At 47.0% G+C, this 21,245-nt stretch carries 14 protein-coding genes; 1 reads left to right on the top strand and 13 read right to left on the bottom strand.

Annotated features, from left to right (window positions below; genetic code table 11):
- Positions 1–10: 10 nt before the first annotated feature.
- Entirely contained in the window at positions 11–1,054 is a 1,044-nt protein-coding gene (locus C8N47_RS04790) for a FecR family protein (RefSeq protein ID WP_170111293.1), read from the bottom strand.
- A gap of 82 nt (positions 1,055–1,136) precedes the next feature.
- Positions 1,137–1,733 (bottom strand): RNA polymerase sigma factor, encoded by a 597-nt coding sequence (locus C8N47_RS04785; RefSeq protein WP_170111292.1) that lies wholly within the window; start codon positions 1,731–1,733, stop codon positions 1,137–1,139.
- A gap of 253 nt (positions 1,734–1,986) precedes the next feature.
- Between C8N47_RS04785 and C8N47_RS04780 the strand changes: the two genes are divergently transcribed.
- Positions 1,987–2,664, top strand: a complete 678-nt coding sequence (locus C8N47_RS04780) for a hypothetical protein (protein WP_107821393.1) — start codon at positions 1,987–1,989, stop codon at positions 2,662–2,664.
- Between the two features lie 122 nt (positions 2,665–2,786).
- Here C8N47_RS04780 and C8N47_RS04775 read toward each other — a convergent pair whose 3' ends face one another.
- From C8N47_RS04775 to C8N47_RS04725, 11 genes are all read right to left on the bottom strand, one after another.
- The gene (locus C8N47_RS04775) at positions 2,787–3,758 is read right to left on the bottom strand and encodes a glycoside hydrolase family 43 protein (RefSeq protein WP_107821392.1); all 972 of its coding nucleotides are present in this window, start codon (positions 3,756–3,758) and stop codon (positions 2,787–2,789) included.
- 139 nt (positions 3,759–3,897) lie between these two features.
- Complete coding sequence (locus C8N47_RS04770; RefSeq protein ID WP_107821391.1) at positions 3,898–5,034, bottom strand: endo-1,4-beta-xylanase; 1,137 nt, start codon at positions 5,032–5,034, stop codon at positions 3,898–3,900.
- A 23-nt stretch (positions 5,035–5,057) separates the two neighbouring features.
- Positions 5,058–6,512, bottom strand: coding sequence for an MFS transporter (locus C8N47_RS04765; protein WP_211316042.1), 1,455 nt, complete (start codon positions 6,510–6,512; stop codon positions 5,058–5,060).
- Positions 6,513–6,526: 14 nt separating this feature from the next.
- On the bottom strand, positions 6,527–8,452 hold the full coding sequence (locus C8N47_RS04760; RefSeq protein WP_107821389.1) for a sialate O-acetylesterase: 1,926 nt from the start codon (positions 8,450–8,452) through the stop codon (positions 6,527–6,529).
- A 3-nt stretch (positions 8,453–8,455) separates the two neighbouring features.
- Complete coding sequence (locus C8N47_RS04755) at positions 8,456–10,966, bottom strand: glycosyl hydrolase 115 family protein (protein ID WP_107821554.1); 2,511 nt, start codon at positions 10,964–10,966, stop codon at positions 8,456–8,458.
- Between the two features lie 117 nt (positions 10,967–11,083).
- Positions 11,084–11,377 carry a hypothetical protein gene (locus C8N47_RS04750; RefSeq protein ID WP_146161432.1) on the bottom strand — a complete coding sequence of 98 codons (294 nt, stop codon included), beginning with the start codon at positions 11,375–11,377 and terminating at the stop codon, positions 11,084–11,086.
- 84 nt (positions 11,378–11,461) lie between these two features.
- Positions 11,462–14,140 carry a beta-galactosidase GalB gene (gene galB, locus C8N47_RS04745; protein ID WP_107821387.1) on the bottom strand — a complete coding sequence of 893 codons (2,679 nt, stop codon included), beginning with the start codon at positions 14,138–14,140 and terminating at the stop codon, positions 11,462–11,464.
- A gap of 93 nt (positions 14,141–14,233) precedes the next feature.
- Complete coding sequence (locus C8N47_RS04740; RefSeq protein ID WP_245915668.1) at positions 14,234–15,859, bottom strand: glycoside hydrolase; 1,626 nt, start codon at positions 15,857–15,859, stop codon at positions 14,234–14,236.
- A 314-nt stretch (positions 15,860–16,173) separates the two neighbouring features.
- Positions 16,174–18,342: an endo-1,4-beta-xylanase gene (locus tag C8N47_RS04735; protein ID WP_211316040.1), complete on the bottom strand. Its 2,169-nt coding sequence runs from the start codon at positions 18,340–18,342 to the stop codon at positions 16,174–16,176.
- Positions 18,343–18,362: 20 nt separating this feature from the next.
- Positions 18,363–19,397, bottom strand: a complete 1,035-nt coding sequence (locus C8N47_RS04730; RefSeq protein WP_107821384.1) for a DUF5627 domain-containing protein — start codon at positions 19,395–19,397, stop codon at positions 18,363–18,365.
- Positions 19,398–19,432: 35 nt separating this feature from the next.
- Positions 19,433–21,223, bottom strand: a complete 1,791-nt coding sequence (locus C8N47_RS04725) for a RagB/SusD family nutrient uptake outer membrane protein (protein WP_107821383.1) — start codon at positions 21,221–21,223, stop codon at positions 19,433–19,435.
- Positions 21,224–21,245: the final 22 nt, after the last annotated feature.

Below are 21,245 nucleotides of genomic sequence, written 5' to 3'. Positions count from 1 at the left end.
CTCCCATTTTTTAGTTGAAATCATTTACTCTTTTTTCATCTGTTGCGAATATTATTTTACGTTTCGAAAAGGTTCCATTGTCCAGTTTTACCCGGTCAATTTCTTTATATTTTATGGGTGCGGTTAGTTTTAAGAGATGGAGCACTTCTTCAATCGATTCGTTTTCGAAGGTTCCGTAGTATTTATATTTTTTCAGGTTGGCATCGGCAATCTCAATCTCCACATTGTACCATTGGCTCAGGCGTTCGGCAACAGCATCGAATGATTCATTTTTAAATACGAGCCTGCCTTCAATCCACGAAACCAGAGCTGTTGCGTTAACATTTGTGGTGTAGTATTTCCGGTTCTCCGTATCCAGTACAAATTGTTGATCGGGCGACAGCTGGGCCAACGGCTTTTGATCCGCAGTTGAAACATTTACTTTTCCGGTCTTCAAAACTACTTCTTCGCGTGCTTGCCCGGGATAAGCCAAAACGCTGAAGGTGGTTCCCAACACCTGCACATTCAACTGATCGGTAGCCACATTAAACGGATGCTTTTTATCCTTCACCACATCGAAATAGGCTTGCCCGACTAATTCGACCGTCCGGTTCGAACTAAAATTGACCGCATACTTCAGTCTTGAATCACCGTTTAATACTCCGGTTGACCCGTCGGGCAAATGAAATTCGGTTCGCACACCCGGAGGACAGGTAATTTCGGCCCATGCCTCGGTTTGGCGAACTGATTTTGAAGTGTAAACATAGAATAGAAAGCCGATCGCCAGGGGGATAAACAGAATGGCTGCTACCCGCTGAAAAACTGTCAGGAAGGAAAGCTTTCTTACTTTGCCTGCTTGATTAAAATCCAAGTGGTTAACAACATTATTCCAAACCGTCTGCCTGTGAAATCCTTCGGCAGGTTCATCCTTTAAGGTATCCCATTGTTGTTCCAATTCGAAAAGAAAATCCTCATCGGCTTTCTCTTTTTCAAATTCCGATTGGATGGAAAAGTAGTCTTTCCGGGAGTATTTGCCCCGGAAAAAATTATCTATTGCTTTTTTACGATCTCCCATATTCTTCAGGCTAAAAATTGAACGCCTACATAAGTAATATGGATGGGAACGAAAAACTACGTAGTCAGAAGTCGATTTTTTTTCACTTTTTTTTCGGATCAAGAAACAGGTGGTAAAACAAGAGCCCTGCAACCTGATCATCACTGAGCTCTTTCTTCAATTGCTTCAGCGCTTCCGACAGGTGTTTTTCAACTGTCCGGGGCGATATTTCCAACAGGGCGGCAATCTCCTTGGTTGGCACGCCTTGCTTTTTACTCAACAAGATTATTTCGCGCTGCCGTGGAGGCAACTGTTCAATCTTTTCTTCCACCAAATCCAATAGGGACTTGTAGTCAATGCGCTCTTCGGTCCGGTTGTCGAATTCGATGGCATAATCCAGAATCTCATGTTTGTATCGGTTCTCGCGACTTTGCTTGTTAAAATATTCACGAATGCCGTTGTAGGTAATTTTAAAAAGGTACGCTTTAAAGGAAAGTTCGGTATTAATTGATTCCCGGGCATGCCAAACCTTTACGAAGACATCCTGCACAATTTCCTCTGCGTCGCTAGCGGACTTTAAATAGCCCTTTGCAAATGCAAAAATGCGTTTCGCATACAGTTCAAACAGGAGCTGAAAAGCCTTTCGATCGCCCTGCTTTAACTCGCGAATCAGTTCTTCTTCGCTTTTCGATTTGATCACATCAATTGGTTTGAGTCAGACTTTAATGACCAAGGTGAGGAATTTGTTTCAGAAAATCAAATAATCTGAGATCGACAAAACGAACGACTCGAAGGTAACAGACTGTTTCTACATCACTTGCCCAGAGATGGCCGTTTTTTTCATGCAGAATATTCCTAATAGCAAAACTATTATCTAAATTTTAATACGAACCGCAGCGAGCCTGCCTAAATTTAAACTCACAACCATATTTCAAACCTAAAAAAACACAACGATGAAGAAACTGGCATTGCTTGGGCTATCTCTTTTTATCAACCTGATTGGATATTCACAGGCGTTTACAATTCGTGATTTAAGCAGCTTATCGGATCACCTGACCTACAAGAGAAATAACGAAAACACCTATACGAACATCGAAGGCTCTCCATTTCTTGACGAGAATTTCGTAGTCGGAAAAGTTATCATCAATGACAGCATTCTGATTGAGAATGTACCTTTGAGATACAACATTTATTCCGATAAAATCGAATTTAAAAATGCCAATGGCCAAATTCTGGAAATTAGCAATTCGGGACAAGTTTATCAATTCAAGCTTGGTTCCCACACCTTTTTAGAGTCGGAGTATCGGACAAAAAATGAGACTGAACAAGGGGTCCTGGAACTGTTGGTTAACGGAAACATCAAGCTTTATAAAAAATACCGCATTGAATTGAAAGAAGCCACGAAAGCCATTGGATTTCAGGATGCACAACCCAATCGCTTTACTCCCCTGGACGACGAATATTTAATCGCCGAGGGTGATGCAATCCCTCAAGTAATCAAGAACCCGAAAATACTGCTGGAGGAGTTAAAATCGTATCAACCAGACATCGAAAAGTATATCCAAAAAGAGAAAGTCAGGGTTAAAACTGAAAGCGGCCTGATCCGGTTAATTCGCCACTGCAATCAATGATCTAAAGCCATACAGGTGAAATCAGAATAGCATTTGTTGCACCTTGTCCTCAATACGAACAGAGGGTGTCGGAATAAGCCGGCACCCTCTCTCGTTGATAGCATTGCCCAACAAGGGCCCTGTTAGTTACCGATTCCTTCAATCGTTTTTATGGTACCATCTTCATGGTATTCCAGTTCCACAACTTTCAGGCTTCGCAGCCAGGTTTTGCCGCCCGAAGGCACGCAGTCGTGATGGAACAGGTACCATTTTTCGTTGAATTCAACAATACAGTGGTGGGTTGTCCATCCCACTACTGGCGTTAAAATCACGCCTTGGTAGGTGAATGGTCCGTAAGGGTTGTCGCCCACGGCATAGCACAATTTATGGGTGTCGCCGGTTGAGTAGGAGAAGTAATATTTCCCCTGGTACTTGTGCATCCACGAAGCCTCGAAAAAACGACGGTCGTGATCGCCGGCCGTGATCAACTGACCATTTTCATCCACGATAAGCAGTTCCTTCGGCTCTTCCCCAAACTCCAGCATATCGTCGCTCAATTTCACCACGCGCGATGACAGCGCCGGTTCATCATCCTTGGGCTCCTGTCCGCATTCCATGGCTTTGTTGTTGCGGTAGCGCTGCAGCTGCCCGCCCCACAAACCACCAAAATACATGTAGTAAGAACCATCTTCATCCTCGAAGACACAAGGGTCAATAGAATAACTACCTTTCATGGGAGCTTCCTGCGGAATGAAAGGTCCTTCAGGCTTGTCACTAATCGCAACACCGATACGGAAAATGTCGGTTTGGTCTTTCAACGGGAAATACAGGTAATACTTATCGTCCTTGTGGGCACAGTCGCAATCCCACAACTGACGTCCTGCCCAGGGAATGTCTTTTACATCCAATCCAACACCATGATCGGTCACTTCACCTTCGATATCATCCATCGAAAAGATATGATAGTCGCGCATATCGAAATGATCACCATTATCGTTTTCCGGAATGCCCGATTCTATATCGTGCGAAGGATAAATATACAGTTTACCGTTAAATACATGCACTGCCGGATCAGCTGTATATAAATCCGGAACTAGATATCTTGCTTTTTTCATGCTTTAAATTTTAGCCTCCCCTAACCCCTCCGAAGGAGGGGAACGAAGAGTGTTAAATTATTTCTATTTTGGACAATCTTTTCATTTGAATCACCCTGCAAATCGGGGCTGGGTTTTCTTTCCTCCCCCCCCGGGGGAGTCAGAGGGGGCTTTCGTTACAAATTTTTGCCACCACTGGTTTTGGTTCGTAATTCCGGTCAAAAAGCAGCGGATAATCCGTGCGTCCGCGAACCGGGAAATCATTTTTCCACGAACCGCGATCCGAAACGCCCCAAAGCGTTACCCGGCTGACGGCATCGGCATGTTTCAGAAACAACTTGAAGAAATCCACCATACGGGCATCCCATTCGTCCTGCTTTTCCTGCGGAACAAGTCCGTCTGCATAAGGGTTGATTTCCTTCCGGTATTCGAAGTTTGTAGCAATGTCGGCGCTTAAATCACCTGGTTTCGGACTCGGCAAAATCGATAGATCCAGTTCTGTGATCATCACTTTTACACCTGCGCCGGTGTATGCTGTTATGGCTGCTTCGTAGTCGTCCAACGAGGGGCCGTCCAAACCAATATGCCCTTGCATACCGACAGCGTCAATCCGAATGCCCTCAGCTTTCAATTTTTTAACCATTTGCACGATCGCATCCCGTTTGCCCGGATACCACTCGTTGTAGTCGTTGTAGTACAACTCGGCGTCGGGATCGGCTTCGTGGGCAAACTGAAAAGCCAGCTTGATGAAATCTTCACCAATAATCTGGTAAAACTTGCTGTTTCGGAACGAGCCGTCTTCCATAATCGCTTCATTCACCACGTCCCAGCCTTTTATTCGTCCTTTGTAGCGCCCAACCACGGTTTCAATATGCGTTTTCATCCGCTGGATCAACAGCTCGCGCGAAACGTCGTTGCCCAGGCTATCGGTAAAAAACCAGCGTGGGGCCTGCGAATGCCAGATCAGGCAATGCCCGGTCGTGAACAGGTTGTTTTTTTCGCCAAAGTCAACAAACGGGTCGGCCAGCGAAAAATCGAACGTGCCCTCTTCCGGTTGTATCTCGCCGCTTTTCATACAGTTTTCAGCGACAATGGCATTGAACTGCTCTTTTACAACGTTAACTGCTGCAGTGTCCTTCCCGGTAATTTGCCATTCGTTAAGCGCTGTGCCAATGTAAAATTGACCGGCAAAAGCGTCCTTCAGCGTCTCGTGCTGCTTTTCTTTTGCACCATCACACCCGCCGGAAAGCAATACCACGAGGGCGAAAAGGAAGGAACTATATTTCATTTTTTTCATATCAATGAGATTCAATTATTGTTTCAATTTTCATTACGCCTTGCCATTAATTCGTTTTGAAGCTGCGTTTCCATCTTCTTGTTAATGACATAAAAAAAGAGCAAAACTGCAGCCAGCAAAAATGGAATGGACGGGAAAACACTAACCAACATTTTCGCGCCTGCAGCCACCGATTCAGGTTGAATAATTTCCTGGCCGGCTACCATGGTCGCGTCTTTGTGGATGTAGCCGTAAAGGCCCAAAATCCAGGTCACCAACGCGCCGCCAATGGAGAGGCCGGCCTTCAGCCCTACCATCATTGCCGAAAAAATGATCGCTGTTGCGCGACGGTTTGTCCGCCACTCCGAATAGTCGGCCACATCGGCAATCATGGCCCAAAGAATCGGGATCGTGATGCCGTAGAAGAAACCGTGAAAAATTTGAGAAGTAAACATCAGCCCCACGCTCTTTGCCGGGAAAAAGAAGAAAATGAAAATGAAGATGGTGGAAACAAGCAAGCCGCTGATGTACACGTCGCGCTTCCCGTATTTGTCGGCCAATTTTTTAGAAAATGAAATGCCGACAATCATAAAGATAATCCCTCCGGCGTTAAACAAGCCAAAGCCGGCCGAAACCGGATCGGAACCAAAAAAGTTAAGGCCGATAGCCGACAAAGCGCCTAAGATCGGACTAATAAAATTCGCAAGCGTTTCAGCATCCACATAGTTATTGAAATAATACACGTACGAACCACCTTTCATCGCCAATGTCACAAAAATCAGGATTGTCACCGTGAGCATAATCAGCCAGGGACGGTTTTTCACCAGATCGGAAAGGTCTTCGGCCAAACTCGATTTTTGTTCCGGTTTGGGAATAATCCGCTCGCGGGTTGTCAAAAAGGTAATCAGCAACATCACCGTTCCGATAATCGCCAGCCAGGTCATCACCGTTTCCATACCGGCTGCTTTATTTCCGCCGCCCGCATATTCAATAATGGGCAACATAAATACCTGCACAAAAAACTGGGCAAACATCACGGCCACAAAACGATACGATGAAATGCTGTTTCGCTCGCCCATATCGCCGGTTATCACCCCGCTCAAGGCCGAATACGGCAGGTTGTTGGCCGCATACAACAGCAACAAAAGCGTGTAAGTAGCGGCAGCGTAAATCAGCTTCCCTTTGTACGAAAAATCAGGAGTGCTGAATGCCAGCAGCGCCATTACACCAAGCGGAACAGCCGTGTACAAAATCCACGGACGGAATTTTCCCCAGCGCGACTCGGTACGGTCGGCGAGCGCTCCGATTATAGGGTTAAACAGGAAAGCGGCAACCAGCCCCACCGACAACATGATGATGGAAGCATGGTTGTTTTCCAGTCCGTAAATGTCGGTGTAAAAATAGGCCAGGTAAGTAATCAGGGTTTGAAAAACCAGGTTGGCTGCCAGGTCGCCAAGACTGTAGCCAATTTTCTCCAATACAGAAATCTTCTGCGTCATTATTTTCATTTTAGTTAGTTGTGTTCGGTTGTAAAAGGTGAAGCCGGAAGCCCTTCCTTGTTTTTCAGGTTTGCATCAGCCGGATTATCTTCCCACGCATAACGCACTGCCCGGGGATTAGAAACACTTCTGCTCCAAACCTTCACGGTGTTTTTACTCAGCACCACCGCATTGGCCCAAACAAAGCGACCGTCCTCACCGGCAAGCTGAAAACCGTTCAACAGGCTGTTGGCATACAAACCTTCGCCTACCGATTTAAATTGAAGAACGATACTTCCGTCCTCCACCTTCATCGATTCGTACAACGGGCCCGAGCTGACCACCGGGCTATCACTGTACGCAACCCGTTCGGCCTCCAGAAATAAGCGTCTGCCTACTTCTTTTTTATTTAAAGGGTGAATGTCATTCCACTCGCCAATATCGAAAGTTACAGCCATGCCGGTATTGGGCAGCTCCAGCGTGCGACGCTGGGCATCGCGAACTTCGGCCCAACCACTTTCAACGGGTTGTTTTTGCGGCAATCCCAAGTTAGCCAGCTGCGCAAACAGAAATGGCAATTCAGGCTGAGCGAAATGTACCCGCCAATCCTGGATCATTGTTTTAAACAGCTGCTCGTATTCCTTTCCTCGTCCGGTGTTCGATTCGCCCTGAAACCAGATCACGCCTTTAAGGCCGAAGTTCAAGGCCGGCGCGACCAAGCAGTTGTACAAGCCGCCGGGCATAAATCCCGGAGCGCCGGGAACAACAGGCGGGTTAAGACTCGCCCCAACATGGTAATTCCAGTCGCCGGTGAGGTCAATAACCTGCGAGCCCACCCGCAATTCGTACGGCTTTTCCTCCACAAAACCACCACGCCATCCCTGGCTGAAAACACGCACCATCAGCTTGTTTTTGCCGGCTTTCAGCACCCCTTGCGGTACCGTGTAAATGCGCGGCGGATATTGATAGGTGATGTTGCCAACAAAAACACCGTTCACAAAAGCCGAGTCGGCATCGATAATTCGCCCTAAACGCAAAACGGCTTCCTGCGTCGCCAACGAATCGGCCAGCTCAAATTCCTTGCAAAACCAGATGGAGCCATTGCGCAACTCCACGCCTTTATCGGACCAATATCCGGGAAGCGAAATTTGCGGCCAACCGGAAACATCAACATCCGCTTTGGACCATTTTCCGGCGCCGGGATCATTTTTATTCACTTCAACATTCCAGTTATAGGCCAGCTTCTCCGGTTCTTCAGCCTTCATTTTCGCCCGGATGGAATCACCGTGTGCTTTGTCCGCTTTCCAGGCATCCAGGTATTTTTCAACCTTATCTTTACTTAACCAAGACTCGGCCGGCGAACCACCGATCGCTGTGCTGATGATGCCGATGGGCACCTGGTATTTTTGATACAAGTCGTTGGCAAAAAACCACGACACCGCCGAAAACTCGCCGATGTTTGGCTGCGTCGCCGGCAACCACGCGCCATCGGGGTAATCGATCTGTGCCATTTCCGGTTCTTTTCGGCTTGAAGAACGAAACAAGCGAATGTTGTCATTATCGACCTGCTTAATTTCGCCGGCATACAAATCCATCACCCGGCGAACCGGTAATTCCATGTTCGATTGCCCCGACGAAAGCCACACATCGCCAACCAGAATATCAGTCAGCTCCAGCTCATTTACGTTCATGGTGTACGGGCCGCCAGCGGGAGTTGCCGGCAGCTCCAGCGTCCAGTTCCCTTTTTGGTCGGCTTTGGTTTTGTAACTCTCACCTAAAAATTCCACCTTCACTTTTTCGGATGGATCGGCCCAACCCCAGATTTTCAAGGGCACATCGCGCTGAAGCACCATGCCCTTGCTCACCAGACGGGGGAGTTTTACAGCAGCTTTGGCCGAATACGAAAGGCTCGTGAACAGCAGTAAAAGAAACAGCCCGAAAGTCAGTTCATATCTTTTCATCTCTTAAAATTTGATTTGCTTACTTTGAGGCGCACCCAAATAGCTGGGCTTCAAACCTCCGGTGTCGATTAGTATTTTTTGCAGTACAATTCCCGGTTCCAGCACGCGGATGCGCAAACGGTGCAAACCGGCCTGCGGAATGTGGTGCTGCGTTGTTGTTGCAATGATCCGTTCGGCCTGCCATTGTCCCAATTCGCCGCGATACTTCCCGTTGAAGTTGACGATTTGCTCGGCGCCTCCATCAAACGAAATGGCGTAACGCAAGCCTTTATTGGCGTTGAAATTCAGCGTTGGCAAAACCAGCACCTGCACATCAAACTGACCGGTCGATTTAAAATCAATGGCATATTCCAGGTAAACCGAATCGCCCTTTGCCGGATAAGCGTTTTGCGGGAAAGTCGTCACTGCGGAGCCGGTTTTGCCCAAATCGGGAATCACCTCCCAATGAATTTTATCCGAGCCATTCGCTTTCTGATAATTCGCCGCCCCGATGGAAACATAGCCATCGGCTTCCTCAAACGCGAGCTCCGAATTCGGAACTTCCGGCACTTCAACCTGTATCACCTTGGGTCGAATATTCGTTTTCGGGTCAGCCCAGCTTGTATAGCCAATGTGCGTCTGATCCATCAAGTGGTTCCATTTTCCACCGGCTATTTGCTGGTTATAATGAATGGTTAACAGCGAATCGCGGACGAAACAGGTTTCCACCACATCGGCCCAGTCGTTGGCTTCCGGCTTGTTCTCGGCTGCCAACTGGTGGTTTTTCGCCACCGCATAGTACATTTCATACAGGTTCGAAGTTGCATTAGTGGGGAAAAGCACCAACTGGTCGAAAGCATCTTTATACGCATTTGGTAAGAAGTTATAAATCCGCAGCGCATCCAGCGTCAGGTCGCGATAATCGTTGCGCACCCGTTCAAACTCCGTGTAATTTTCGAGGCTGAATGTTTTCTCATCCAGTAACTCAGGCGTCACCCGGTGATTGTATTTGGTGTACAAGTTGAGAATCCGGGCTGCATCGGCTGCATATTGCTCGCCAAACTGCTCCGAACACCACTCTTCGGTATATTGATATAGGTTCTGGGCATTGAAGGCCGTGGGATCCCAAGCCATGTCCAGGAAAAAACTAATCGGGAACTCCATGGGTTTCAGGTCGCCCACATTGAGCACCCATATACGGTCCACCCCGTGACTGTAGGTCAGGTTCATTTGTTCCCAAATTCGTTGAATCTGACTGACATTGATCCATTTATAACTTCGCGGGCCTCCAACGTAGTCCACGTGATAATACATCCCGTAACCACCTTTGTGAACCGGCGCGTTTACGTCCGGAAGTTTACGCACATCGCCCCAGTTGTCGTCGCACAGCAGCAGGGTCACATCGTCGGGAACACGCATGCCCTTGTCGTAATAGTCCTGCACTTCCTTGTAAAGCGCCCACACCTGCGGCGTTTCTCCGGCCTTTTTGCCGGTTACTTTGCTGATGATTTTACGCTGATCTTTCACGATTTTCTCCAGCAAGGCGATGTTGGTCCCTTCCTCCATCGCCTCGTCGCCATCGCCGCGCATGCCAACGGTGACAATGGCTTCCCAGTTTTTGTTGCGCTCCATGCCTTTCTGCCAGAAGTCGGAAAGTACTTCAGCATTTTTGTTGTAATCCCAGGGGCCGGAGCCGTAGCGGTGCCACTCGGCCTGTGCCCGTCCCATCGGCTCGTGGTGCGAAGTGCTCATCACAATACCCAATTTATCGGCCAGCACACCATTTTCGGGATCATCATCGAAAAAGGCTTTTCCCCACATGGCCGGCCACAGAAAGTTCCCGCGCAAACGCAAGGTCAGCTCAAATACCTGGCTGTAAAATTTAGAGTTGAAACCGCCAAACTTCTCACGCACCCAGCTTCCCAACGCCGGTTCCTCATCATTCAGGAACAGGCCACGGTATTTTACTTTGGGGCTTTCGGTAACAGAGCGGCCGGCCTTTACATACACCGATTCGTGTTTTTCAACCGGAACATCGGCCCACCAATACCAGGGTGAAACGCCCATGGCACGTGACAAATTCAGCATGGCGTAAATGGTTCCGCGCTTATCGCTACCAGCCAGCACCAACGCTTTTTCGACTCCCGGAAACGGATTCTCGACCACCTGCGTGAGGCTCCGCTCCCACTGGCCTTTTAAGTCTGAAACATCAATTTTACCGTCCGTTATTAGCTGGTCAATCCACTGGTTTTTACCAATGGTACCAATCAGAATTAACTGTTTCTCAGCGGGTAATTCAGATTGAAAAAAGTCTGGTTTTTGTCCAGAGACCATTTCAATATCACGACAGAACCAACCTGCCACTGTCTTAATTCCTGGAAAATCGTTTCCACTAATAACGACTGGCGTAGCCTTGCCATTTTCGGCAACCGAGATACTTCCGTTCGCCTTTAAAAAAGTAATGCTGCCCGGCTGAGGCTGCGCTGTTGCGAACAACGGGAAAAGAACAACGAGCCACAAAATAGTCCTCCTCATTGTTCTGGTTAAAATTAAATTGTCAATTTTTTCAATCATTGTTTTTTGGCTTTATTTTCTATCATTTATTAGGCCGAAGGATTATCGATGATTAGCACAACAGAAGCCCTTCATATTTTAATTGTTCAACATCATTTCTCGTACCGTATTGGGAATCTGCATGCTCACCAGCCACTGAACGAAGGACTGTACACCGTAGAGCACGGCGACTAAAATGATTGCCACGCCTATCCATTTCCCCCACTTAACCAGATTACTAGAAGTCCAGTCTCCACCGCAATTCATTGCATAATTATTCAATAAATTAGGTACGAGTGACTCAAAAAGTGCTTTAACCAGAAGACCAATAAAAAAGAGCAATAAAGCCTTGGAAATCGATAGTAGGAAAACGAAAAAAAGTGTCAATTTCATTATTTCCATAATTTTTTAGTTATATCGGTTTTAATAAATCAATTTTCAGAAAAGCTGAGATTCAAATGACAATTCTCCGGCATTTTATTTTCCTCGGATTTGAATCCGCGCCATTTGCAAGCCATTTGATCCGGCCGTTAAGGTGATGGTTCCCGGCTCGCCTACCTTAGCGCGAACAATCACCAAGGCCAAGCCATTGAAAGCCTCCCGTTCGGGAAGAGCAAATGATTTCATGTTGGTTGGATCGCCATTGTCGGTCGCTACAATTTCGCCCGGGCCCTGTATCTTAAACTGAATCAGATTCGACGCATCCGGCACCGTCAGGCCATCTTTATCGGCGACTTTCACGCTTATAAATGCCAGGTCGTCGCCATCGGCAATTAGTTCGCTGCGATCTGCTTCGGCCAACAACTGAGTCGCGTCACCGGTCGTGCGAACAACTTCTTCAGCCCACTTTTGACCATTCTTATAAGCTACAGCTTTCAACTCGCCCGGTTCGTAAAGCACACCGTCCCAACGCAGGCGGTACTCGTATTCGCCTTTTTTCTTTTTACCCAGCGATTTTCCATTCAGGAACAATTCCACTTCGTCGCCTGAGGTAAACACATGCACCGGGGTAATTTGTCCGAGCCGGTCCGGCCAGTTCCAGTGCGGCAGAATGTGCACCATCGGATAATCGGGGCGCCAGCGCGACTGATACAGGTAAAAACGGTCTTTGGGGAAGCCAGCCAGGTCGATGATTCCGGAATAGGAACTGCGCGACTGATAATAAGGTGTCGGTTCACCCAGGTAGTCGAAACCATTCCATACAAATTCGCCGGCCACAAACGGATGCGCATCCTGGGCAGCAAACACCTTATCGGCGCTGGAGCCAAAATCAACCGCGTACAGCTCGTACGAACTGACCTGTGCCAATTTTGAATCGCCGCCCATCCCGTCGCGAACCGGTGAGCTAACCGCATCGGTTACGGGGAAAAGGTACACACCACGACTACTAAAAGCCGAAGCTGTTTCGGTGCTTATAATCATTTTATCCGGAAATTTCGCGTGAAATGCCTCGTATTGCGGGGCTGTACGAATCCGGTCGGTTCCTTCAAACATCTTGTCCTGCCGGATTCCTTCGCCCTGGTAGTTCAGGCCGATCATATCGGCAACTGCGGGCAATTCCATAAACGGCTTGGCAAAGTTCATCGCCGTGATGGTCGGACGTATCGGATCTTCCTGTTTCACAAAATCAACCAGTCGCTGAGCCACTGCTGCGCCGGCAGCACCGGTATATTGTTCGCCCACTTCGTTCCCGAAGCTCCAGTCTATTACCGAGGGATGATTCCGGTCGCGACGGATGAATGCCCGTGTATCCGGTTCCGACCAATCCGGGAAAATCAAATGAAAATCGTACGGCGTTTTCTTTCGCTCCCACGAGTCAAAAATTTCGTCGATTACCAGGAATCCCATGCGGTCCGTTAGTTCGAGCAACTCCGGCGCCGGTGGATTGTGAGCCAGTCGAATGGCGTTGCAGCCCATTTCTGCCAGTATTTGCAACTGCCGTTCAGCAGCCCGCTTATTGAATGCGGAGCCCAATGCACCTAAATCATGGTGCTGGTTTACCCCTTGAATTTTAATTTTTTCACCATTTACAACTAGCCCGTTATCGGGGTCAACTTGAATGTCGCGGATGCCAAAACGGGTTTCGTAAGTGTCAATCGTTTCGCCATTTTTCAAAACATTGGTTACTGCCACATACAAATTCTGGGTTTGAGATGGAGACGGCCCCCAGAGTGCCGGGTTTTCGACCAAAACAGAATCCTTCAGCTGAACGCTTTCCCCCGCGGGCACCATCGCATCCACCAACGAAAATGAGGCAACAGCTGTCGCTGTCCGGTTTCCTTCAGCATCCAAGGCGTATATTTTGCTTTCAAGCTGAACTGAAGCATCTGTCGGGGAATCATTATCGAGTTTCAGGTCTAAAAGAACTGTTGCCGATTCTTTTGAACTATTTTTTGAACTGATGTAAGTGCCCCATTGCCCGACATGAACCGGATTGGTTTTGACAAGCCAGACATTCCTGTACAGCCCGCCGCCCGGATACCAGCGTGACGAATAGTTCGGGTTGTCCAGGCGAATAGCCAACTGGTTGTCTCGCCCATAAACCAAATAAGGCGTTAAATCGAGCCGGAAAGATGCATAACCATAGGGCCAACCACCAACCAAGTGCCCGTTACACCAAACCATGGCGTAGGACATGGCACCATCGATATCCAGGAAAATGGATTTGCCTTTGTCCGAGGCCGGAACAGCAATCTTTTTACGGTACCAGGCGACCCCGTTTGAAGGCAAACGGCCCATGCCGCCTCCCACTTCCGAATCCCAGCCTTCCTGAAACGGGCCTTTGATGGCCCAATCATGGGGTAGCCTGACCGTTTCCCATTCGTGGTCGTCGAAATCAGGCTGCACAAAAGGGAAATCGCCACCAGGATTCCCTTCGGGGCGCAGGTGCCGTGGGTTTGCTTCGGCGATAAACTTGTTGGCCGAAGGTAATATCCAGGGCTTTAAAACATCGGCTTTCGACTTTAGACCGACACTTTCTGTCGGTTTCGAATCGGCGTCTTTCACCAGATTGCCCTCGTCGGTTTGCGGACGAACATCGTAAATCAACTTATCAGCAAGTGAGTCTGAAGGGTATTTGAAAAAGTGCCAATCGTTGTTAATCCGAATTCGTTGGCGCCCGCCGATCATCTGATTCACCTGCGCGTTACAGCTCATCAATGCGCATAATGTACAGAAAAACAGCAGCCTCCTCATTTTACCTATAAAAAACATATTCCTGAATTGCTTTTTGTTTCTAATTTTTCTGTCCTAATTCGTGACAACAATCGTTATTATACTCTTTGCGGGTATGTTTAACCCGACTCCCGAATCATTCGAAACAAGCAACTCCTTCTTGCGATTAACAAGCTCAGAGGTCGTGTATGCAGTGGCCAATGATGCGGAACTGGGTAATGCGATGGTCACCTCCGGAATTTCGGAATCAGAGGGATTGACAACAACAATTACCAACTTATCATCACCCTGATAAGCCGTCAAACTCAATGCTGTTGTTGTGTTATCAAGTTCTGCTTTAATTCGAACGTATCCCGGACGGATAAACTTTGAGAACTGAGACATCGCATAACCTCGTTTCAGAATCTGGCCACGAGTTGTTCCTCGCTCACCATCTCCCAGAAACGAATAATACCGACGGATATACCACCAGATATAAGCATTCCAGTTATAACTCAAACAGGTCTGAATTTCCGTCACCATTTCCATGGTTTCGTTCCAAACACGACCAACAGGGGTATCTGCTGTCCAATTATCCGGATTATTACCGCTGTCCAGATTTAGCAGGTGTTCTGTCATCCATATTTCTTTCCCTTTTTGCACTGCAAGCGGATAACTTGTCAGTCCCGAGCCATATAAATGTCCGCCAACAATATCGAGATTCGCTGCGGCGTTCGGATCATTCAAAATGTCGTCCGTATAAGCATGATTCGAATTTAGAGACTCAGCAGCCAGAACTTTGGCTCCGGAAATGGAACCGGCATTGTTCTTCATAAAATTTAACAGTTGAGCGATGGTATACTCACAACCTTCGTAACCGGCTAGCCAATCGGGTTCGTTTTGAATTGAAACCACATCAACCGTGGCACCCTGTGAATCCATATATTGGATAAACTCATTAATATAGTTCGCAAAATCAGCATAGTGCTCTTCCTGCAAATGTCCGCCTCCGTCGGTGCTGCTATTGCTTTTCCATTCTGCCGGCGGAGACCAGGGACTGGCCAGTACCTTTACTTTACGCTCATTCGCCAGCTTAATGGTATTTACCAATCCAGCCCAGTCATTTTTATCCGAGGACAAACGTACCCGCAATATTGAGAGTCCTAAATCATCATCCCCGGTACCAAAAGCTAAGTTCATTTCACTTTCGCTTAAATAATCCGTACCCCAGATCATATTGGCGCCACCAAATCCGGAAATTGTCTGATAGCTGGTATTGGGGTCTAAAGAAATATTAATCTTGGGAGTTGGTTTAGCGGCTTGCTTCAGAATAATTGTGTCAGCTTGCCCGCCACTATACGAACGTAGGATAATTTTCTGCTGGTTAGCGCTCATCGTCTGGTTTGCAGAAAAGGAAACTGTGACAGTAGTTTGGGAGTCACCTTTATCGGCATCCCCTCCTGAACCGGGTGTAATTTGACTAATAAATTTTTCACCGCTTACAGCATCTCCTGCCTTAACCGTCCAATTCGTATTAGCCCAATTCACGTCCAGAACAACATCGCCACCATCAGCAGGAAGATCTTCAGTTGGAAGAGAACTTTCATCGAAAGCTAGAGAAACGGATACTGCAATTTCGTCATTCGTATCAGTTGAACATCCCGACAAAAGCAGGAAAAATATCCCCAAAAGGGATAGCTGTAATTGGTTTGGTTTAGTCATTGAATTGGTTTGATAAATTTGGTTTTAAACGAATCTGTATTTTCGCTCAGCGAAACAGCCAATAAGCTATTCCGTACTTTCAAAAATAAACCACCTCTCCGAAGCTGACTTCTAATTTCGAATATTTCAGTTCTAATTTTATACACAAAGTCATTTTAAGAGATCTGTAGCGCCTGTATCAATCCAAGGAAGTCTTCTTATTTACCCAATATTGTATCTCCGGTTTGTAATCCGAAGCCGGCACAAATAAAACAAAGGGAGACTGTCCCAAACAGACAATCTCCCTTCCAATGACAAAATAGTATATATGCTTCTTAGTTACTCTCAAATCCATCGGCGAATCCGCCATAAGCAGGCTTTCTGGAATACCCCTCGGTCCATAAACCAATGGGCTCTCCTGCCCTCCACGATGAGCTCGCCGGACTATCAAGCGGACTCCAAGCCGTAATTCCATATCGTTGCGCTGCGGGAATCAGTTCAAAATATTTTTGGACAACATATTTGTACATCTCTGCTTGCGCTTGGTAATCTTCGTCAGTCGCCTCTGATGTTTTTTTGCCGTCGATACCGATATCCAATTCCGAAATTTTAATCAATTTCCCGGTAGCAGCGAGCAGTTCGAACATTTGGCTAATCTTATCCTTATCCGAACTGACGTTAATGTGCATTTGGGTTCCGATGCCATCGACCCGGGCACCTTTACTCTCGATATACTCCACGTAAGCGATCAAGCCTTTACACTTATCCAGATTGTACTCCAGGTTATAATCGTTGATGAACAATTTATCGTCACTGTTTCCGTACTGAGCAGCCAGGTTGAAAGCCATAACAGCATAATCTTTGCCCAGGTAATCCTGCCAGTAGAACTCATCGGCTGCCAAGTCTGTTTTACCGATGCCCGATTTCAGGTCGTAAGGGCTGCCGTCATCCATTGGTTCGTTGACCACATCCCAGGCTTTGACGTAATCTTTGGTATTTGTGACCATTTGAGAGATCCAATCAGTCAAGGCTGCGTCAACCAATTCTTTTTTGGCCTCATCGCTTTTTTCGACAACAAATCCTTCTTCCGAAGAACCGCCAGAGGCTTTCGCAAGCACAAAATTATCCATGTAGACTGTTCCCGCCATTGAGCCGTAACTGATAATCAAATTAATACGCTCACCAGAAGTTGGAGTAACCGGTAATTCCACTTTAGTCCAGTCGTTATTTAGGTAAACGGTTCCAAAACCGTCTGCACCATCCTGCCACGAACTACTTTGTAACTCTGGTCTGATGTCTCCATTCGGATTGTCATGTCTGATATAAAAACTCAACACATATTCTTCTCCTTCTTCCAAAGGAGCATCAAACGTGTAAGCAGATTGCACTTCCCAGAAATTAACCGCCGACGGGTTATAAACTTTAATGCAGTAACCAGATCCGCCATATCCTTCGCCATCAGCAGACAAGGTTCGCGTAGAGGAATTTCCCCAGCCTCCCCAGCCGTTAATATTTCCGGCTTCAAAATCGCCATTGTTAATCAGGTTAACAAAAGAAGCTTCTCCCTGGGTGTCGATAACAAAGAAGTTATCGACATCAACATAGTAAGTAACGCCAGGTTGATAGCCTAAGTCCAGATTAACTTTAAATGTACCGGCTTCAAAATCGTTTACCTGGCATTCTACCTTTTTCCAGTATTTTTGTGTTACAAAGGTTTCGGTAGCTGCCCCCGTCCCCATCCAGTCTTTTGATGGTGTGTTGTTTGACAAGCCTTGGAAGGAAAGACGTCCTTCGCCGACTTGATCTGACTTAATGTAAAGAATAATTTTATAGGCATGCCCTTCAACGAGGGTAACATCCGGAGTTGTCAGCTGAAGTTCCGTTGCCTCTGATGAAGCTGACGAGGCAACCAGCTTTATAGCATCGGTGCCGGCAGCCATTCCTCCACCGGTTTCGATGGTAATACCCTCTCCGCTGTTATCCGTTCCCCAGCCATTAAACGAGCCATCTTCCAGACCACTCTGATCCAACGAGTTGGCAATAACCTGAGGTTCGACGGCTAAGGGGGCAATTACGCCATTCAGGTAAGTTGCATTTTGATTGGCATGCCAGCACAGGGTGTGTCCAAAAATGCTCAGGCCACCCTCTTGGGCTGTAGCTGCAAATTTCTCTATACTCGTAAGATCCAAACTTCCGTCGCTCTGTACGACAGCGCCGTGTTTCATTTCCCAGCCGGCCGTCATTTCATCAAAATTGCTGACGATTTGGCTGTATGCCAACCCTTGTTTGTTGAAATCGCCAACCGACACACCAGCCCCCAACTTAAAGTCGGGGTCAGTGCTGCGATCGACATAAGATTTCAGCACATCGTAATCGTTCAGATACTCCAGCTGGGCAATGCTTTCCGGTTTTTCCACCTTGTAGTCCAGCAAACTATCGTCGACGCAAGATACCATTACCGAAAGCGTAACCGCACCAAGCAATATTTTATTTAAATATTTCATATTCATCTTGATTTAAGCGATTAATTTTCGTTATAAGATGGAGAGAATGTTTCCAAAACAACACCTCGGTTACGGGCAACAAGGGTATCTTTTGTCGCGTAGGTTTTACCGTCCATGTCAATGGTATAATCGAGATAGATTGCACTACGGTCCGTATTTCCCCAACTGTTCTTTTCACCATCAACAACATAAGAGCCACTACCCGAAGCCGTGAAACCCTCATCGGTTGTTGAAACGGTACATCCATTCCCATTGAAGGTTAGGAGCAATGTACATGTTTCGGCCACATTACTGGTATTTACAACACTTACCGGATATTCAACGGTTGTTAATGAAGCGGTTGTCATTTCACAAACCTCATCGTCTTCCACATAAGTTTCGTGTCTGACATTGGTCGTGCTTGAAGCTCCTTCAGTAATCTGGTCAACACCACGGCGCAGGTAATACCCGTGCCATGGGTTAATAAACTTGACGCAATAAAGCACATAGTCCTTGGGAAGCACGTCCCAATCCGCCGAGTTCACACTATTGGCAGTGGCTGACTTTGGTTGCCCTGAAAGAATTGAATCAGCATTGGCCACACTAGTCATCCGCAATGGGATCACATAGGTATTGGTCAATGCGTCCGGATCGGCAAAAAAGGCATCTGTCAATTGGATTTCAACACCATCAGTCAGTGTTTTGTCCAGCACAATCTGATCAGCTGCCATTGAAAAATAGTTCGATGGCATTGCAGTAACGGGAGAAGCAAAGTCCTCGTCGAAGTATAAATTATTGCACAACGAATTATCAACAGCAATGTCAATTGCAATCGAATTATCATTGGAATACACACCACCCATTGTTGCATAGATTTTACATTTATGCTCGTTATCCAGGGTATTGTCGGCCGTTCTGTCTTCACCCAGAACAATCGTCCTCACCGGATATTGATAGGCAAAGTAAACGGAAGAATAATCATAGTCAGGGAAATCAAACTCCTGGTTATGACAAGAAGTTACCAGTAAGGAAAATAATCCGACAGATAAGATCAATATTAATTTAAACTGTTTCATATTTTACAATCTTTATCATGTTATTAATCGGTGAATTACCAGCCTGCATTTTGTTGCAGGTTACTCCACTTTTGTACTTCACCATAAGGTATCGGGCCATAATACATATAGTCCTTGTATGTTCTCAATTCAACATTGACAGGGGTATAGCTTAAGGTGCCGTTTGTTTGATCAATTTGCACTCCGGCAGCTGTTTCGTTCAGGTCGCCCAGTGACACTTTCCACCGGCGCAAATCCCAGAACCGTTTGTTCTCGAAGCACAGCTCCAGGCGTCTTTCATTCCGGATCAGCTCTCTCATTTGCTCCTTGTCGCCTTTAACCGATTCCAGGTAAGCATCGTTGTTCGCTGTGCCAATTCCGGCTCTTTCGCGAATTGCTTTAATCACATCATAAGCTGAATAGGTATGCCCTCCGTTTCCGGTTGGCCCCCAGGCTTCGTTGGCAGCTTCGGCATAATTCAGGAAAATTTCGGTATAGCGAATGCGCGCTGTATAGTGCTTTTGCTGGGTATCGTAATTCGGATTCGGGTTACAATCGTAGCGTAACAACTTGCGCAGGTAGTAACCAGTGCGGGTTGAGTATCCACTCTCGCGGTTAATTGCATCGTTATTGGTACCATAGGTTCCAGTTGTAATTACGTCGCTATTCGGGCCTTGGGTACTTCCGTTAACCACAATGTAATCCGACAAACGCGGGTCGCGGTTCGCATACGGGTTATTCTCGTCATAGCCGCTATTGGCGTCGTCGATTGGGTAACCGTTTAACATCGGGAAAGCATCGACCAGGTTTTGTGTTGGGTTTACACGCCCGTCGCCATACTGTGAAGGAGGAAAGTTATCAGCCTCCAGCGTATTGCTTTGACTAACATCGCTTCTCCAGATAATCTCAGCAGGATTTGCCCCGGCCGCAAGGCTTGCAATTTCGGAAGTATTGACATACCAGGTATTTCCGTTTGCGGCCAAACCACTAACGCCACCGATACGGTCCAGAACAGTCGCGGCGTAGTTGGCAGCATCCTCCCAACTTACCGTAGTTCCTGCACTATAAGCAGGGCTGGCGGCTAAGAGTGCAGCCTGGGCACGCACCGCTTCAACAATACGACCGGTAAGACGGCCACGCATCAGGTTTCCAAAAACACGGTTGTAGTCGCTCGAATTTGTTACTCCCAGGGACACATATTTAGCAGGGATCTCGGAACTGGAAATATCACCAAAATCAAGCGGAAGCAGATCGATAGCTTCATCGGCATCCGACATGATTTGATCGATACATTCCTGGAAGGTGTTTCTCGGCACGTTAAAATCTGAAGACGTGTTTTCAGACGCTGTCAGGTTTGGCACACCCAACAATTCGCCACCACTGGTCCATCCGCCGTGAGCCAATAAAAGATAGTATAACTGAATGGCACGCAAGCCGTAAGCTTCACCTTTCAGCTTATCATTATACATCGAACTAATGACTTCGTCCTTACTCCAGACAACCTGATCCACATTTTCGAGAAACAGGTTAATGTACTGAATTGCGTTTCGGCGCCCCTGCCATTGCGACACCGGATTAGTCTCCGAGGTCCACGAACCGGTTGCCATTGCCAGATAACTATTGCTGTTATCGTTAGAAACAGCATCGTCGGTTGCCAGGTCGCTATTCGGCGTGCCTGAGTACGGGAGAAGAATATATGCGTTGGCTAAAATACCTTGTGCATAAGATGGTTCCTCATACATAGCCTCCAGTCCCCTGTTGTTCTCAATTGCGGGTTCAAGCAAATCGTCGCAAGCGGCAACCGGCAACAGAACGACCAGTATTAAAAGTTTTAATATATTTTTCATAATCGAATTACTTTTTTATTAC

The sequence above is a fragment of the Mangrovibacterium marinum genome (genome assembly GCF_003046625.1).
Classification (GTDB): domain Bacteria; phylum Bacteroidota; class Bacteroidia; order Bacteroidales; family Prolixibacteraceae; genus Mangrovibacterium; species Mangrovibacterium marinum.
Note: the sequence above shows the minus strand (reverse complement) of the source record. Positions and strands in the feature narration are given on the sequence as shown.

What these genes read in the sequence shown, in the direction of transcription:
- C8N47_RS04790 (WP_170111293.1), bottom strand. Translation starts at nt 1,054, where the DNA reads ATGGGAGATCGTAAAAAAGCAATAGATAATTTTTTCCGGGGCAAATAC.
- C8N47_RS04780 (WP_107821393.1), top strand. Translation starts at nt 1,987, where the DNA reads ATGAAGAAACTGGCATTGCTTGGGCTATCTCTTTTTATCAACCTGATT.
- C8N47_RS04775 (WP_107821392.1), bottom strand. Translation starts at nt 3,758, where the DNA reads ATGAAAAAAGCAAGATATCTAGTTCCGGATTTATATACAGCTGATCCG.
- C8N47_RS04770 (WP_107821391.1), bottom strand. Translation starts at nt 5,034, where the DNA reads ATGAAAAAAATGAAATATAGTTCCTTCCTTTTCGCCCTCGTGGTATTG.
- C8N47_RS04765 (WP_211316042.1), bottom strand. Translation starts at nt 6,512, where the DNA reads ATGACGCAGAAGATTTCTGTATTGGAGAAAATTGGCTACAGTCTTGGC.
- C8N47_RS04760 (WP_107821389.1), bottom strand. Translation starts at nt 8,452, where the DNA reads ATGAAAAGATATGAACTGACTTTCGGGCTGTTTCTTTTACTGCTGTTC.
- C8N47_RS04755 (WP_107821554.1), bottom strand. Translation starts at nt 10,966, where the DNA reads ATGAGGAGGACTATTTTGTGGCTCGTTGTTCTTTTCCCGTTGTTCGCA.
- C8N47_RS04750 (WP_146161432.1), bottom strand. Translation starts at nt 11,377, where the DNA reads ATGAAATTGACACTTTTTTTCGTTTTCCTACTATCGATTTCCAAGGCT.
- galB (WP_107821387.1), bottom strand. Translation starts at nt 14,140, where the DNA reads ATGAGCTGTAACGCGCAGGTGAATCAGATGATCGGCGGGCGCCAACGA.
- C8N47_RS04740 (WP_245915668.1), bottom strand. Translation starts at nt 15,859, where the DNA reads ATGACTAAACCAAACCAATTACAGCTATCCCTTTTGGGGATATTTTTC.
- C8N47_RS04735 (WP_211316040.1), bottom strand. Translation starts at nt 18,342, where the DNA reads ATGAAATATTTAAATAAAATATTGCTTGGTGCGGTTACGCTTTCGGTA.
- C8N47_RS04730 (WP_107821384.1), bottom strand. Translation starts at nt 19,397, where the DNA reads ATGAAACAGTTTAAATTAATATTGATCTTATCTGTCGGATTATTTTCC.
- C8N47_RS04725 (WP_107821383.1), bottom strand. Translation starts at nt 21,223, where the DNA reads ATGAAAAATATATTAAAACTTTTAATACTGGTCGTTCTGTTGCCGGTT.